14 protein-coding genes are annotated in these 15072 nt (G+C 58.3%); 6 read left to right on the top strand and 8 right to left on the bottom strand.

All coding sequences use genetic code 11. The features are described 5' to 3' along the window. Positions 1-23: 23 nt before the first annotated feature. The gene (locus CKW32_RS25545) at positions 24-803 is read right to left on the bottom strand and encodes an EAL domain-containing protein (protein WP_095186288.1); all 780 of its coding nucleotides are present in this window, start codon (positions 801-803) and stop codon (positions 24-26) included. A 116-nt stretch (positions 804-919) separates the two neighbouring features. On the opposite strand from CKW32_RS25545, the gene CKW32_RS25540 reads away from it, so the two are divergent. After that, entirely contained in the window at positions 920-1327 is a 408-nt protein-coding gene (locus CKW32_RS25540; RefSeq protein WP_032884944.1) for an RNA-binding S4 domain-containing protein, read from the top strand. Between the two features lie 63 nt (positions 1328-1390). On the opposite strand, the gene CKW32_RS25535 is transcribed toward CKW32_RS25540, so the two are convergent. Then, positions 1391-2194 carry a phosphatase PAP2 family protein gene (locus tag CKW32_RS25535; RefSeq protein ID WP_095186287.1) on the bottom strand — a complete coding sequence of 268 codons (804 nt, stop codon included), beginning with the start codon at positions 2192-2194 and terminating at the stop codon, positions 1391-1393. A gap of 126 nt (positions 2195-2320) precedes the next feature. Between CKW32_RS25535 and hslO the strand changes: the two genes are divergently transcribed. Next, a complete protein-coding gene (gene hslO, locus CKW32_RS25530) occupies positions 2321-3223 on the top strand; it encodes an Hsp33 family molecular chaperone HslO (protein ID WP_032884948.1) in 903 nt (300 codons plus the stop codon). Positions 3224-3402: 179 nt separating this feature from the next. Next, the gene (locus tag CKW32_RS25525) at positions 3403-4944 is read left to right on the top strand and encodes a phosphoenolpyruvate carboxykinase (RefSeq protein WP_032884949.1); all 1542 of its coding nucleotides are present in this window, start codon (positions 3403-3405) and stop codon (positions 4942-4944) included. A gap of 57 nt (positions 4945-5001) precedes the next feature. Here CKW32_RS25525 and CKW32_RS25520 read toward each other — a convergent pair whose 3' ends face one another. The 3 genes from CKW32_RS25520 to CKW32_RS25510 form a co-directional block, all read right to left on the bottom strand. After that, positions 5002-5865 carry a DMT family transporter gene (locus CKW32_RS25520; protein WP_241089534.1) on the bottom strand — a complete coding sequence of 288 codons (864 nt, stop codon included), beginning with the start codon at positions 5863-5865 and terminating at the stop codon, positions 5002-5004. Between the two features lie 108 nt (positions 5866-5973). Then, positions 5974-6330 carry a DUF1493 family protein gene (locus CKW32_RS25515; RefSeq protein ID WP_095186348.1) on the bottom strand — a complete coding sequence of 119 codons (357 nt, stop codon included), beginning with the start codon at positions 6328-6330 and terminating at the stop codon, positions 5974-5976. Positions 6331-6599: 269 nt separating this feature from the next. Further along, a complete protein-coding gene (locus CKW32_RS25510; protein WP_177434319.1) occupies positions 6600-7013 on the bottom strand; it encodes a hypothetical protein in 414 nt (137 codons plus the stop codon). Between the two features lie 257 nt (positions 7014-7270). Here CKW32_RS25510 and CKW32_RS25505 point away from each other — a divergent pair, with 257 nt between their 5' ends. From CKW32_RS25505 to CKW32_RS25495, 3 genes are all read left to right on the top strand, one after another. Continuing rightward, positions 7271-8446 carry a tetratricopeptide repeat protein gene (locus CKW32_RS25505; RefSeq protein ID WP_095186285.1) on the top strand — a complete coding sequence of 392 codons (1176 nt, stop codon included), beginning with the start codon at positions 7271-7273 and terminating at the stop codon, positions 8444-8446. Positions 8447-8669: 223 nt separating this feature from the next. Beyond that, the gene (locus tag CKW32_RS25500; protein ID WP_095186284.1) at positions 8670-10607 is read left to right on the top strand and encodes an ATP-dependent DNA helicase RecQ; all 1938 of its coding nucleotides are present in this window, start codon (positions 8670-8672) and stop codon (positions 10605-10607) included. A gap of 23 nt (positions 10608-10630) precedes the next feature. Further along, positions 10631-11062, top strand: coding sequence for a thioesterase family protein (locus tag CKW32_RS25495; protein ID WP_032884953.1), 432 nt, complete (start codon positions 10631-10633; stop codon positions 11060-11062). 66 nt (positions 11063-11128) lie between these two features. Here the strand turns inward: CKW32_RS25495 and CKW32_RS25490 are convergent, their stop codons facing one another. The 3 genes from CKW32_RS25490 to fdhD all read right to left on the bottom strand — a co-directional run bounded on the left by CKW32_RS25490 (position 11129) and on the right by fdhD (position 14999). Then, positions 11129-11608 carry a glycine zipper domain-containing protein gene (locus CKW32_RS25490; RefSeq protein ID WP_032884954.1) on the bottom strand — a complete coding sequence of 160 codons (480 nt, stop codon included), beginning with the start codon at positions 11606-11608 and terminating at the stop codon, positions 11129-11131. 206 nt (positions 11609-11814) lie between these two features. Next, entirely contained in the window at positions 11815-14163 is a 2349-nt protein-coding gene (locus CKW32_RS25485) for an FdhF/YdeP family oxidoreductase (protein WP_095186283.1), read from the bottom strand. Next, positions 14160-14999, bottom strand: a complete 840-nt coding sequence (gene fdhD, locus CKW32_RS25480; protein WP_032884958.1) for a formate dehydrogenase accessory sulfurtransferase FdhD — start codon at positions 14997-14999, stop codon at positions 14160-14162. Before fdhD ends, CKW32_RS25485 begins: the two co-directional genes overlap by 4 nt. Between the last annotated feature and the right edge of the window lie 73 nt (positions 15000-15072).

Genomic DNA, 15072 nt, shown 5'->3' with positions numbered 1-15072 from the left:
ATGTCTTCAATATGGGTAACCGGTCAATTAGCCCAAGCTTTCGGTGAAACCTCGGCCAGGGCTTTGAATGCGGGCTTGGCGAACCAGTAGCCTTGCATGAGAAATATTCCACAGTCAGACAGAAAGTCTCGCTCTCCGGCACTTTCAATGCCTTCGGCGATGACAGTAACGTTCAACTGCTCACAGATTGTGACAATCCCCCGGACGATCACCTGACGGACACGATCCTGGTCCACATCGCGGATCAGAGCCATGTCGAGTTTGATCAAGTCAGGTTGGAAATCGGCCAGTAGATTCAGCCCCGAATAGCCCGCTCCGAAATCGTCGATGGCGGTCTTGAAGCCGAATTCGCGGTATTCACGCAGAATATTCGTCAAATGGCGATAGTTATCTACATGCTCGCTTTCCAGCGTCTCGAAAATCAGTCTGTTCAGCGGGAAATTGTGCGCGCGAGCCGCCTCCAGGGTGCTGCGGATGCACAACTCCGGACGGTACACGGCGTTGGGCATGAAATTGATGGAAAGATGGGTTTGCATCCCCATGGCTGCTGCGCCGGCAATTGCCTGGGTGCGGCAGCGTTGGTCGAAGCGGTAGCGATTGCTTTCGTTAACCTGGTTCAGCACCGACAACGCACCTTCGCCTTGTGTACCGCGCACCAAGGCTTCGTGGGCAAAAATCGAATGATCCCGAAGGTCTACGATAGGCTGGTAGGCAAACGCAAAATCGAAACCCAGGGGCTCGCTTTGCTGGCAGCCTGCGCAGCGCTGGTCAGGCGAGGTGAGTGAAGTGGGAAAGTCGGTCACGGCGTATCCTCGCGAAAACAGGGTGCTACCTGGCGTATCTTAGGTGAGCCTTGAGGTTTATGCGTCGAAGGGTTTCAACGGTAAAGTTGCGACATTTTTCAGAGCGAGGAATTCAAGTGGCTCAAAAGCAGGAAGAGGAAGAAAAGGTTCGCCTGGACAAGTGGCTGTGGGCCGCGCGTTTCTATAAAACCCGTGCCCTGGCCAAGGCGGCGATAGAGAGTGGCAAGGTGCACCATCGTGGCGAGCGCTGCAAGCCGGGCAAGGAGCCACGCGTCGGCGATGAGTTTCAGATTCGTACCGGTTTTGATGAAAAGACCATTGTGGTCCAAGCACTTTCCATCGTGCGTCGTGGCGCACCTGAAGCTCAGGCGCTCTACACCGAGACCGACGCTAGCATCGCCAAGCGCGAAAATGCTGCGGCGATGCGCAAGGCGGGGGCTTCAGGCCTGACCACCGATGGTAAGCCGAGCAAGAAGCAACGCCGCGATCTCTTCAAGTTTCGCGGCAGTGGCAGTGATGACTGATTGCGCAGAACCCCAGCCGAATGAGGGAGGGAGCCAGCCCCCTCGCTCATTCGGCCTGCAGCGTTAAGGGGATGTGCGCACGACGCTCAATCCTCCGATCACCGGTAGCTTGCCAAGTAACCCGAAGATCGGTGTTGTCACGTGTAACAAAGCGCCCGACACCTTTGCCGAAAACGGCGTGTAATAGCCCCAGCCCAACGCCAACAGCGCCAGCAGCACTCCGCCGATGTAATCGTCCTGCCCCCAATGCGCACCTGCCACCAGCCGCGGCATCATAAACAACAGCGCCAGGCCCCAGATCACCAGCACTTGGCCGATGCGCTTGGCGAACACCGTCATGAACATCCCCCAAATCAACAGCACAGACGCATGATCCCCAGGGAAGCTTTGGCTCGAACGGTCCTTCAGCTCCCAGGTCTTCTCCAGCCCAGGAAAGTAATCACTCATCTGAATGGCCCCGCCGATCACCATCGACGGGCTGCTGTGCTGCCAGCCCATCTGTGCCGCAAGTTTGGAAAACAGCATGCGGATAAACAACAGCAGCAACAAAATGCCGACAAAACCTAACAGCGCCTGACGCACCTGCACGGCCTTGAACACCCATTCGCCGCGAACCAGCAGCGACAGCAGGATCACCCCGACCACCGCATCAAACGGTCGCAAACTGGCCACGGCCCAAATGTGCAGCCACGTTGCGTTGGTTGCCAGTGGGTCATTGAGCAGATGAAACAGCCACTCGTCGAAAATCACACAGAGCATCTGGCCCGTGGGCCACAGCCAAAAACACAGCAGCGCGATAGCGAGTAGATTGCACAGAGCCCATCGCCGGAGGTTCCACTTGGCTTGGAACAAACCCGGATTGTTCATAAACTGTCCCTCTTCGCTCTATTTAAACTCTCTGTTTCCAGGAGAAATTCGCACCAAAACGGTGCTAAAGCGTTTAATTCTATAAACCTTGTAATCAATTTGTCATCAATTCAGATACCCAGACCTATGACTGATCTACCGGATACCGACTTCACCCAACGCTTCATCTTCGACGAGAGCGACGCCCGCGGCGAAATGGTTTCGTTGGAACTCAGCTACGCCGAAGTCCTCGCCAAGCACCCCTATCCTGAGCCGGTCGCGCAACTGCTTGGAGAGCTGATGGCCGCTGCGGCGTTGCTGGTCGGCACCATGAAGTTTGACGGTTTGCTGATCCTGCAGGCCCGCTCCGAAGGCCCGATCCCGCTGCTGATGATCGAGTGCTCCAGCGAACGTGAAATCCGCGGCCTGGCCCGTTATGACGCTGATCTGATTGCCCCGGACGCCATGCTGGCGGACCTGATGCCCAATGGCGTCCTGGCGCTCACCGTCGACCCGACCGTAGGCCAGCGTTACCAGGGCATCGTCGACCTCGACGGCGAAACCTTATCGGATTGCTTCACTAACTATTTCGTGATGTCCCAACAAGTCGGCACCAAGTTCTGGCTCAACGCAGACGGCAAACGCGCCCGTGGCATGCTGTTGCAGCAATTGCCGGCCGACCGCATCAAGGACGACGACGATCGCGCTGAAAGCTGGCGGCACACCATCGCTCTGGCCGACACCCTGAAAGCCGAAGAGCTGCTGGGCTTGAACAACGAAACCATCCTGCATCGCCTCTACCATGAAGAACCTGTGCGCCTGTTTGACGCGCAAACCTTGCGCTTCCATTGCAGTTGCTCCCGCGAGCGTTCAGGTAGCGCATTGGTCAGCCTGGGTCTGGAAGATGCGCAAAATCTGGTGGTGGAACACGGTGGCAATATTGAGATCGACTGCCAGTTCTGCAACCAGCGCTACCTGTTCGATGCGGCCGATGTCACTCAATTGTTCGCTGGCGCAGGCATCGACACGCCATCCGACACCCGCCACTAAAACGTTTAAGCACAGGTAAATCACCTGACAAATGCCGGATTAGAGGTGTTCTGACGGGAGGGCCCTACTCTTTTTGGGCTTTTCTGGCATAATCCGGCCCACTTTTTTCGCGGTAGTAGTGCGCAACTTTCTACTACAAAACGTTTGGAGCACTCGGCCATAGGCCGACGGGGAACCTCATGACGCAAGCCAATAACGCCGTATACACCGATCTGAGTGTTGACGATCTGGTCAAAGAAGCCCTGCAGCGCGGTGAAGGCGTGCTTGCCGATACTGGCGCACTGGTCGTAGAAACCGGTCATCGCACCGGTCGTTCGCCGGTCGACCGTTTCATCGTTGAAGAGCCTTCCACCCAGGACGCTATCGCCTGGGGCCCGATCAACCGCAAGTTCCCGGCCGACAAGTTCGATGCCCTGTGGGCTCGCGTCGAGGCTTTCAACAACGCGCAAGAGCACTTCGTTTCCCACGTTCACGTAGGGGCTGCCGAAGACCACTACCTGGCTGTGAAAATGACCACCCAGACTGCCTGGCAGAACCTGTTCGGTCGTTGCCTGTTCATCAACCCGGCCCAGTACAACCCAGCCGGCCGTGACGAATGGCAAGTGCTCAACGTGGCTAACTTCGAGTGCGTGCCAGAGCGTGATGGCACCAACTCCGACGGTTGCGTGATTCTCAACTTCGCACAGAAAAAAGTACTCATCGCTGGCATGCGTTACGCCGGTGAAATGAAGAAAGCCATGTTCTCGGTGCAGAACTTCCTGCTGCCGGCTTCCGACGTACTGCCGATGCACTGCGCCGCCAACATCGGCGAAGCGGGCGACGTGACCCTGTTCTTCGGCCTGTCCGGCACCGGTAAAACCACCCTGTCGGCCGACGAAAGCCGTTACCTGATCGGTGACGATGAACACGGTTGGGGCGAAGGCGTGGTGTTCAACATCGAAGGCGGTTGCTATGCCAAATGCATCGACCTGTCCGAGAAGAACGAGCCAGTTATCTGGAAAGCCATCAAGCACGGCGCAGTATTGGAAAACGTCGTGATCGACGACGCCAAGCACGCCGACTACGCCGACGTGAGCCTGACCCAGAACAGCCGCGCCGCTTACCCGCTGGAGCACGTTGCCAAACGTTCCGAGAAGAACCTGGGCGGCGAGCCAAACGCAGTGATCTTCCTGACCTGCGACCTGACCGGCGTACTGCCACCAGTGTCTATCCTCAGCGAAGAACAAGCGGCCTACCACTTCCTGTCCGGCTACACCGCATTGGTGGGTTCGACTGAGATGGGGTCGGGTAGCGGCATCAAGTCGACTTTCTCCACCTGCTTCGGCGCGCCATTCTTCCCACGCCCAGCCGGCGAATACGCAGAGCTGCTGATCAAGCGCATCCGCGGCTTCGGTTCCAAGGTCTACCTGGTCAACACCGGCTGGACCGGCGGCGGCTACGGCGTTGGCAAGCGCTTCAACATCCCGACCACTCGCGGTGTGATCGCAGCGATCCAGAGCGGCGCGTTGATCGGTGCTGAAACCGAACACCTCGACACCATCAACCTCGACGTGCCATTGGCCGTACCGGGTGTTGAAACCGGCCTGTTGAACCCACGTAACACCTGGGCTGACAAGGCCGCTTACGATGAAGCAGCGAAGGCGCTGGCGGGGCTGTTCATCGAGAACTTCAAGAAGTTTGAAGTGAGCGATGCGATCAAAGCTGCGGGTCCTAAGTTGTAAGATTCGCGTGTTGTGAAAAAGCCGCCTCTTGTGGGCGGCTTTTTTATGCGCGAAAGGTCAGTCGGCGATGTGCAGAACTACTGCTCCGATCAATACCAATACAACCCCCAGCACCTGCACCGCAGTGAGCCGCTCCTTGAAAAACACAAACCCCAGAATCGCCGCAATCCCACCTGACAACGTACTGATCACCGTCACCACCGAAACCGACCCCGCCATCGCACCCCATGAAAACGCCGAGAACCCGCCGAGGTTCATCAAGCTCGCGCCGGTCAGCGTCGCACAGTTTTTCAGTGGCGGGATTTTCAGGCCGTCTTTGATCTTCAGCACCATCATTACCAGTACGCACACGCCCACCAGATAACCCAACCAAAGCATGGTGATCGGTCCCAACGCGGGCAGCGTGTAGCGGCCTTGCAGCCAGAAACTGGCGCCGTACAACAGTGCGGCGAGCATGGCGTAGGCGATGGATAGGCGGGGGTTGTTGTGGGGTACGCCGTTGTCCTTGTGGATGCTGGAGAGGATCACGCCGATGACGCATAGGGCAATGCAACCGAGTTGTATAAGGCTGATGTGCTCGCCGCTGGCCCAGGACAATAAGGTAGTGACCACGCCGTACGATGTCACCAGTGGTGCAACGATGGCGGCTTTGCCCATGGCGAAGGCTTTGGACAGCGCGAGAGCGCCGGACACGGTGAGCAGCGCGGCTGCGATGCCCAGCAGCCAGGCGCTTAGCGGGGCGTCGAGGGATTTGAAGAGAAAGGTCGGCAACATGACCAGTAGCAAGGTCATGATCAGGAAGCCGAGCGCCTGGCCAAAGTAAACGGCGCGTTTAACGCCGACAGCCCGGGCATTGAGGCCCACGAGGAAATCCGTGCCACCCCAGAGCAGGGCGGCCAGCAGGCCCATTGTTACGTCCATGTATCGTCCTTTCTGAAGACTCAATTTCCTTAACAGCCCCGCTTGCCGGCAATGGCGACCTCAAGACCGCCATCGCCGGTAAGCCGGGCTCTTACAGGGGGCTGCGTGTTAGCTCAGGTTTTCCAGCGTCTGCGTGTCCCAGCTGTGAGTCTTGATGGCTAGATAGAGCATGCCGATGGTCAGTGGAACCTTGTTGCCGCGCCCCTTGGCCCGACGCTTGAGGAACACATCAAAGACCGGCGGGTTGAAGTAACGATAAGTGTCGTAGTCGCCCAGGTCGAGTGCGAATTCCTGCTCCAGCGCTTCCATCAGTTGCTTGGCTTCACTGCCGTCACAGCCCAGGTCGAAATTGAGTGAGGTTTGCAGGCGGATAGTCTTGTGTTTCGGCAGGCCGATTTCTTCGTGCAGCAGTTGCAGGAGTTGCTGCATGACGGGGTCTTCGGGGAAGTCGGGGGCGAGGTTCATGGTGGGGGCACGCAGGAGTGGGTGAAGAGGGAGGTCGCGTTTCAAGCGGAATTTGTTTCGGGTGATGAAGAGTGCCAAGCCTATCAAGAATAGGAATACAGGCAGGAGGGGCATTTTAAGGATTACTGCTACGTAGGGTAGTAGGAATGCCAACGTAACGCCTGTCGCGAGCAACGTGATAGCAAATCGCTTTCTGAGTATTGGGGTTGTGATTTGGTGATTCAAAACAAGGTATAGCGCCACAAAGGCGACAATTTGAACGCAGATAGTCATGGCTTCTGACATTCCATGGCTTCGAGGGGATAGCTGCGAATAATACTTTTGGTGATCGCACCCACAGTGGTGGCAGCGGCGCGCGCTATTGGTTTTGAAAACGGGTGAATTGGCGCACTGAAAAGTCCCGCTAACGCTAGAGCGATAAGGGGCCCGCGTTCATTGAGCAAATCTGCCTGCTGCCGGTTCAGCGGCTTAGCGATTGCGACAGTCATTTTGCAAGGCAAATCACCGGGTAGCATTTTTCCGTAGAGATCCGCCAGCCGATAGCGAACTTCGGTTGCGCGGGTGCCGGCTTCCAAGAAGCAGAGGTTTGCCAGTGCTTGTCGATGGGCGGGTAGAACGCTAAACCGAATCACCGCGAAGGTGATGCCGTAGTGGCCAATGTATTGAGTCCTTTCGATGTTCACAGGTTTCTGCCGGGAAAGTTGAGGCCGCGCTATTTTCATTCAGCGACGGGTAACTTCTGTAGAGGGTTAAGCGGGTGTCTGGAGCAGTTTGGGAAGGAGATGTCGTAACCTGTGGAAATTTCCTACGACTGTTTCAGGCATTTGTGGCTTGGCATCACATTTTCTACAAAAACTCCGCCAGTGGCCTGAATTAAGCGTATGTTTCACCGCAAAATCTTGTAGGGCGATTTCCGCCCACTACTTAAAGGGAGTTAAGCATGGGTTTGCTTCGTGTCGCTTCGGCGATGTCATTGTGTGCGTTGGCTTTTTCCGTCCAGGCCGAACAGTTGCCGATTGAAGTGCTAAGCGCCGTGGTCAAGGATCAGAAAATCGCCGACGCCGAAGTGCTGCTGCAACGCAACGGCGCGCAGAATGTGGTGGGGCGCACCAACGCCCAGGGCCAAGTGACGCTGACCAGTGAGGCCGCCGATGACGCGAGCAACCTGCTGATCATCAAGAAGCCCGGCTACTCCAACCTGGTGGTGAAGTGCCCATGCGCGGGCATGACCTACGCCATCAGCCCGGTGATGGAAAACCTCGATGGCCTGCGTGTGGTGCTGACCTGGGGCAAGACCCCGAGTGACCTCGACTCCCACATGATTTTCCCCGGCAATAACATCTATTTCGAGAACCAGAAGGGTACCGACGCCGAGTTGGATGTGGATGACACCGACAGCTACGGCCCGGAAACCATCACCCTGCAGAAAAAGCACTACGGCGAAAGCTACGTCTATGCCGTGCACGACTACAGTAATGGCGGCAACCCAGGCTCGCGCCAATTGTCCGACAGCGAAGCCAAGGTGTTCGTGTACATGGGCCAATCGCTGGTGCGCACCTACTACGTGCCTAAGAACCGCAGCGGCAACCTGTGGACGGTGTTCCGCATGACCGGCAGCGGCGACTTCCAGGACATCAACACCTTCAGTGGCGTGACAGTGAATGCCGCCAATGTGCTGAACGAAGTCAAACCGCTGCTGGATGACAGCGTCGCGGTCACCGCAGTCACCGTTAGCTCTTCCGTACAGACTGATGCGAAGAAGCTGAACCTGAAAGGTGAAGCGGCTTACCAGGCAGGCAATCTGGATCAGGCGATTGACTACTTCCGTCAGGCCATCGATCTGGATAACAGCTTCGGCAAGGCTTACGGCAACCTCGGCCTGGCGTATCAGAAAGCCGGTAACACTGCCGAGTCGATCTGGGCCAACCGCAAGGCTATCGCCCTTGCCACCGGCGCCAATGCTGCGACCGTGCGTGCAGGTGCCTACTACAACATTGCGCGGATCTACGAAGCGGCGGGGCAGTTCCAGGATGCGCTGCGTCACTACCAGTTGGCCAAGGAACAGAAAGCCAACTCGGTGTATGACACGGCGATTGAGCGGGTGCAGAACCGCTGATTCAGCTGTAGCGCAGTTCTAAAGATGTGGGAGGTGCTTGCTTCCTCCCACATTTGGATCGGTGTGTTTCCTACTGCATCATCAGGTATTCCCACTTCGGCCCTGGGCCATCTCCCAGCCTGTGTATCATCCTGTCTCTTTTTCCATGCGACCTTTCTCGATCCGCTGAGCTTACTGGGCTACGTTTTTAAGCCACCTTCAGCGGTCAATGGAGTGACAGCCTATGCACGACACCCTCCAGCAGGTCTTTGGTTATCCACAGTTTCGTTTGGGTCAGGAAGAAACGGTCAGCGCCGTTCTGGCCGGTCGTTCGGCGGCTGCAATTTTCCCTACTGGGTCGGGTAAATCCCTGTGTTATCAGCTGTCAGCAGTGTTGCTGCCGCACCTGACGCTGGTGGTCTCGCCACTGTTGGCATTGATGCAGGACCAGTTGGGCTTTTTGCAGCGCCATGGCATTTCGGCGGGCAGTATCGATTCGGCCCAGAGTCGTGACGACGCCAATGACGTGATGGCCCGCGCCCGTTCCGGTGAGCTGAAAATCCTGATGATTTCCGTGGAGCGCTTGAAGAACGAGCGCTTCCGCAACTTCCTGCAAAGTGTGCAGATCTCGCTGCTGGTGGTGGACGAGGCGCACTGCATTTCCGAGTGGGGCCATAACTTTCGCCCGGACTACCTGAAGCTGCCGGACTACCAGCGTCAGTTCAAGATCCCACAAGCGCTGCTGCTGACGGCTACAGCCACGCCCAAGGTGATTGCCGATATGCAGGCGAAGTTCGCCATAGCGCCGGGTGATGTGGTGACTACGGGGTTCTATAGGCCGAACCTGAACCTGTTGGTCGAACCGGTCAGCGGCGCGGACAAACGCCGTCGCCTGGTGCAGTGGATGAGCGAACGGGCCAACCAGCCGAGCATCGTCTACGTCACCCTGCAAAAAACCGCCGAGCATATTGCCGAGCATCTGAACCGCAATGGCATACAGGCCGAGGCGTATCACGCCGGCTTGCCCCACGACAGACGTGAGGGTATCCAGCAGCGCTTCATGGGCGGGCGCTCCAATTGCATTGTCGCCACCATCGCGTTTGGCATGGGAATCGACAAGAGTGACATCCGCAATGTGGTGCATTTTGACCTGCCCAAATCCATCGAGAACTACAGCCAGGAGATAGGCCGCGCCGGGCGTGATGGACAGCCCTCGGACTGCCTGGTGTTGGCCAACCGTGACAGCCTCAATGTGCTGGAAAACTTTGTGTACGGTGACACGCCTGAGCAGGAGGGGATCCGCCGGGTGCTGGAGGATTTGCAGGCGGCGCGCAGTGAAGGGCAGTGGGAGTTTTTACTGAGGTCGCTGTCGGACCACAGCAATATCCGCGAGCTGCCACTCAAGACCCTGCTGGTGCAGTTGGAGCTCAAAGGCGTGATCGCGCCGCGCTACGCGTTTTATGCCGAATACCGCTTCAAATACCTGATTGAGCCCGAAGCGTTACTGGCGCGGTTTTCCGGTGAGCGGCAGCAGTTTGTCGCAGCGATTATTCAAGTGTGCAAGCGTGCTAAGACCTGGGCGACGGTGGATTTCGACGCGCTGTATCAGCAGCACAATGCCGAGCGCAATCGTGTGGTGAAGGCGCTGGATTACTTCCAGGAGCAAGGCCTGATCGAGCTGGAAAGCAAGCAGATGACAGAGGTCTACAGCCTGCTGAATACCGAATTTGATCCACAGGTGTTAAGCGCCGAGTTATACACAGGCTTTAAGCACCACGAGGTGACGGAAGTGGCGCGGATTCACGCCATGCTCGATCTGTTTGCCACCGATCACTGCTTGGGCCAGCGCTTGGCCCATTATTTTGGTGATGAAAAAGCCCCCCATCGCTGCGGACATTGCTCGGTCTGTCACGGCCATGTGGCGCACCTGCCATCACCGCCGGGCTTGCCGCCGCTTGTGGATAAAAATTTCATGGAGCTGTGCGGTGATTTTATCCACAGGCATCATGAGCACACGGGCCAACTGCCGGGTGCCGAGCGACTGACGCGCTTTCTCGGGGGGATCAGTGTGCCGTTGTTTACCAAGCTGAAGGCGCGGGGCATTCCCGGTTTTGCTGCGCTGGAAGACTATCCCTATGCCGAAGTACGCAGTTGGGCCGAAGTCCATTTGAATGACCTGTAAACCCACTTTCACCAGAGGTGCCCATGCCTGATTCAGTGCCACAGCGTGCCGATTACCCTCACTTCCAGCCGATCATCACGCGCTGGCACGACAATGATGTGTACGGTCACGTGAATAACGTCACCTACTACAGCTTTTTCGACACGGCGGTGAATACCTACCTGATCGAGCAGGGCGGGCTGGATATTCATGGCGGCGAAGTGGTGGGGTTCGTGGTGAGTTCGGCGTGCGATTACTTCGCGTCGATTGCCTTTCCCGAGCGTATCGATATTGGCTTGCGAGTGGGCAAGTTAGGCAATAGCTCAGTGCAGTATGAGTTGGCGGTGTTCAAGACCGGCGAAGAGGAAGCCTGCGCGGCGGGGCGCTTTGTGCATGTGTTTGTGGATCGGGGGTCGAATCAGCCGGTGACCATTCCGGGAGTGTTGCGCGAGGCGCTGCAGCGGTTGGTGGTCTGACGGCAAAAACCAATGTGAGAGGGTGCAAGCTTGCTCTCACATTGGTTTTGCGGCGTTTTTTAGAGATTACCGGTGACGGTAGTGATGCTTGTTCTTGCGATGCCCATAGGCATGGCCGCGGCCGCGATGGTCATCACGGTCATAGCGACGGTTGTCGCGCCCACGATCACGACGATCATCGTCATCGCTCTTGTTGCCCATGTAGTTGCCCAGTGCACCGCCCGCGCCACCGCCTGCAGCCGAGCCGATCAGTGCACCTGTGCTACCGCCGACACTGCGGCCTACGACGTTGCCGCCGGCTGCGCCCAGGGCGCCGCCAATAGCGGCTTCGCCACGGCTGCGCTTGTCAGCGCCGACCGCACTACCACCTGCGCCACCGAGGGCCGCGCCGATGGTCGAACCGGTGTTGCCGCCCAACTGCTGGCCGACGACAGAACCTAGAACCCCGCCCAATGCGCCGCCTACACCGGCTTCGGTGGTGCCACCGGCCATGGCTGCGCCACTGACCAGGCCAAGGGACAACAAGAGAATCGAGGAGAACTTCATTCGGGAAACCTCAAGAGGATGACGGCGCGATCCTGAGGCTGTATTGACATTGTGACAATAGAATTCCGACCAGTAACACGAGTTGTACACAATCCTCTAAGTTACTGTTTTTAATCGGGAACTTAAGTGGTTTTTGAGAGTCTTTAACTACTTCGGAACGGCCGCTTTTATGCAAAAGCGGCCTTTTTTGTGTCCGAAATGATCAGTCAGGCTGTACGGGCCATGATCAGGCCATTATCGCTTGCGGCTTCCAAGCGGATCGCCACGAACTTCGATGTTGGCGTATGGCTGCCGTCCCCGGTGCTTTCCAGCGGCACCAGCGGGTTCACTTCCGGATAGTAAGCGGCTGCCTGCCCCGCCGGGATATCAAACGCGAGCAACGTGAAGCCCTTCACACGACGCTCACGGCCATCTTCCCACAGCGACACGATGTCAGCCTTCTGCCCCGGCTTGAAGCCCAGGCGGATGATGTCGGCTTCGTTGACGAACAGTACGTCACGCTGGCCTTTCACGCCGCGATAGCGGTCATCCAGGCCATAAATGGTGGTGTTGTACTGATCGTGGGAGCGCATCGACTGCATGATCAGATCCGGTACCCGGCCAGTGGCGTGGGTGCGTTCGTGGATCAAGTCTTTGGGCAGGATGTTCGGGCGGAAGTTGGCGCGACCCGAAGGCGTGTTCCAACGGCGCGCGCCGGCGGAGTTGCCTAAGTAGAAGCCACCTGGGTTTTTGATCTTGTCGTTGAAGTCCTTGAAGCCTGGAATGGTATCGGCAATCAGGTCGCGGATACGGCTGTAGTCGGCCACCAGCCAGTTCCAGTCGACCGGCTTGCTGCCCAGCGTCGCGGCGGCAATGCCGGCCAGGATTGCTGGCTCGGACTTCATCAGCTTCGACAGGGGTTGCAGTTGGCCATTGGAGCCGTGAACCATGCTGAACGAGTCTTCCACCGTGACCGCCTGCGGGCCGTCTGCCTGGATGTCGATGTCGGTACGGCCCAAACACGGGAGGATCAGCGCGTCCTTGCCGTGCATCAGGTGGCTGCGATTGAGCTTGGTGCTGATCTGCACGGTCAGGTCGCAATTACGCAGTGCTTCGAAGGTGCGCGGGCTGTCCGGGGTAGCTTGGGCGAAGTTGCCGCCCAGGCCGATAAATACTTTGGAGCGGCCTTCAAGCATCGCGTGGATCGCTTCCACCACGTTGTGCCCGTTGGTACGCGGCACCTGGAACTGGAAGCGACGCTCCAGGGCGTCGAGGAACGCCACCGGTGGACGTTCGTTAATGCCCATGGTGCGGTCGCCCTGCACGTTGCTGTGGCCGCGCACCGGGCACAAACCGGCGCCTGGGCGGCCGATGTTGCCGCGCAGCAGCATCAGGTTGGCGATTTCCTGGATGGTCGGTACCGAGTGGCGGTGCTGGGTGATGCCCATCGCCCAGCACATGATCACGTTTTTGCCTTTGGCGTACATGCGTGCCGCTTGCTCGATCTCCACCAGTGGGAGGCCGGATTGCGCGACGATTTCATCCCACGAGGTGTCGTCGATCTGGCCCAGGTAATCGAGCACGTTGGCCGTGTGTTCGTTGAGGAAGTCGTGGTCGAACACGGCTTCCTTGCCTTCGGCCTGCGCCTGGCGTTCCCACAGCAGCAGGAACTTGGCCATGCCGCGCAGGATAGCCATGTCGCCACCCAGCGCTGGGCGAAAGTAGGCGGTATTGGTCGGCTTGTCGCCGTTGGTGAGCATTTCCAGCGGGTGTTGCGGGTGCTGAAAACGTTCCAGACCGCGCTCTTTCAGCGGGTTGATACACACCACCTGGGCGCCGCGTGTAACCGCTTCACGCAGCGGTTCGAGCATGCGCGGGTGGTTGGTGCCGGGGTTCTGGCCCCAGACGAAAATCGCATCGGCATGTTCGAAGTCATCAAAGGTCACGGTGCCTTTGCCGACGCCCACGCTTTGCGCCAAGGCCACGCCGCTGGCCTCGTGGCACATGTTCGAGCAATCCGGAAAGTTGTTGGTGCCGTAGGCGCGCACGAACAGCTGGTACAGGTACGCCGCCTCGTTGCTGGCCCGGCCCGAGGTGTAGAACTCGGCCATATCCGGGCTTGGCAGTGCGTTGAGGTGCTGGCCGATGAGGTCGAAGGCTGCTTCCCAGCTGACGGGTGTGTAGCGGTCGGTTTCGGCGTCGTAGCGCATCGGCTCGGTCAGGCGGCCCTGGTATTCGAGCCAGTAATCGCTCTGTTCCAGCAGCGCAGTGACGCTGTGTTTGGCGAAGAATGCAGCGTCTACACGACGTTTGGTGGCTTCCCAGTTGACCGCCTTGGCGCCGTTTTCGCAGAACTTGACCATGCCGCTTTCCGGCGAGTCGCCCCAGGCGCAGCCCGGGCAGTCAAAGCCGCCGTTCTGGTTGGTCTTGAGCATCATGCGCAGGTTTTTCAGCGCGTTGTCGCTGGTCAACCACGCCTGTGCCACGCTGATCAGCGCGCCCCAGCCGCCCGCAGGGCCTTTGTAAGGCTTGTAGCGCGGGGTTGGGGTTTGGTCGGCTTGATGATGATTGCTCACGGCTGGTTCTCCATCGCAGGGCTGTAGACCCGCGGCGCACTTTTCTGCGGCAGGTGGATGAGATTGAGGTTGTGCCGGCGGGCCCATTGCAGGGCCAGGCCGGTGGGCGACGACAGGCTGACGAGGGTCTGGATGCCTGCGCGCAAAACTTTCTGGATCAATTCGAGGCTGCAACGACTAGTGACAATCGCCAGGCCGCCATCGGTCGGGATCTTTTGGCGGATCAACGCACCGATCAATTTATCGAGCGCGTTGTGCCGGCCAATGTCTTCGCGGCCCATCAACAGTTCGCCTTGGCTGTTCATGAACACCGCCGCATGCACCGCGCCGCTGTATTGGCCCAGAGGCTGAAAGGCGCTGATGCGCTGGCGCAGACCATCAAGCCATTCGGCGGGTGGCAGTGGTGCGCCGGGCAGGACCTTAAGGTCCGGCAAGGCTTGTTCCACCGCTTCTACACCGCACAAACCACAACCGCTGGTGCCCGCCAACTGGCGACGTTGTTGCTTGAGATTCCAGAACGCGCGGCTGGAAATCTGCACCTGAGCGTACTGGGTCGAGCCTGAACCGCTGAGTTTGAGATCATAGATGTCGCTAACGTCGGCGATAATGCCGCTGCCGATGCTGAAGCCGACGATAAAGTCTTCCAGGTCTGTCGGCGTGACCAACATGACTGCCTGGCTGATGTCGTTATAGGCGATCGCCAACGCCACTTCTTCCGCCAACGCAGTGCTGGCGACCTCTGTGTGTTCGAGATTGCAGTATTGGTAGCTCTGGCTGGCGGCGGGCGCGGGCGTTTCAGAGGCGGGCGCCGCGCAGACTGGGCGCTTGGCGTTCATGGGGCAGTACCACCGGCGGATTGGTCAGTGTTTAGACTAGGCGCGACAAAGCGTCGCGTCTAATTGCCAGTAC

Origin of the sequence: Pseudomonas sp. Irchel 3H9 (assembly GCF_900187495.1) — a bacterium.
Classification (GTDB): Bacteria; Pseudomonadota; Gammaproteobacteria; order Pseudomonadales; family Pseudomonadaceae; genus Aquipseudomonas; species Aquipseudomonas sivasensis.
The sequence above is the reverse complement of the archived record's forward strand: the minus strand, read 5'-3'. Positions and strand labels throughout refer to the sequence as shown.

What these genes read in the sequence shown, in the direction of transcription:
- CKW32_RS25535 (WP_095186287.1), bottom strand. Translation starts at nt 2,194, where the DNA reads ATGAACAATCCGGGTTTGTTCCAAGCCAAGTGGAACCTCCGGCGATGG.
- hslO (WP_032884948.1), top strand. Translation starts at nt 2,321, where the DNA reads ATGACTGATCTACCGGATACCGACTTCACCCAACGCTTCATCTTCGAC.
- CKW32_RS25525 (WP_032884949.1), top strand. Translation starts at nt 3,403, where the DNA reads ATGACGCAAGCCAATAACGCCGTATACACCGATCTGAGTGTTGACGAT.
- CKW32_RS25520 (WP_241089534.1), bottom strand. Translation starts at nt 5,865, where the DNA reads ATGGACGTAACAATGGGCCTGCTGGCCGCCCTGCTCTGGGGTGGCACG.
- CKW32_RS25515 (WP_095186348.1), bottom strand. Translation starts at nt 6,330, where the DNA reads ATGAACCTCGCCCCCGACTTCCCCGAAGACCCCGTCATGCAGCAACTC.
- CKW32_RS25505 (WP_095186285.1), top strand. Translation starts at nt 7,271, where the DNA reads ATGGGTTTGCTTCGTGTCGCTTCGGCGATGTCATTGTGTGCGTTGGCT.
- CKW32_RS25500 (WP_095186284.1), top strand. Translation starts at nt 8,670, where the DNA reads ATGCACGACACCCTCCAGCAGGTCTTTGGTTATCCACAGTTTCGTTTG.
- CKW32_RS25495 (WP_032884953.1), top strand. Translation starts at nt 10,631, where the DNA reads ATGCCTGATTCAGTGCCACAGCGTGCCGATTACCCTCACTTCCAGCCG.
- CKW32_RS25490 (WP_032884954.1), bottom strand. Translation starts at nt 11,608, where the DNA reads ATGAAGTTCTCCTCGATTCTCTTGTTGTCCCTTGGCCTGGTCAGTGGC.
- fdhD (WP_032884958.1), bottom strand. Translation starts at nt 14,999, where the DNA reads ATGAACGCCAAGCGCCCAGTCTGCGCGGCGCCCGCCTCTGAAACGCCC.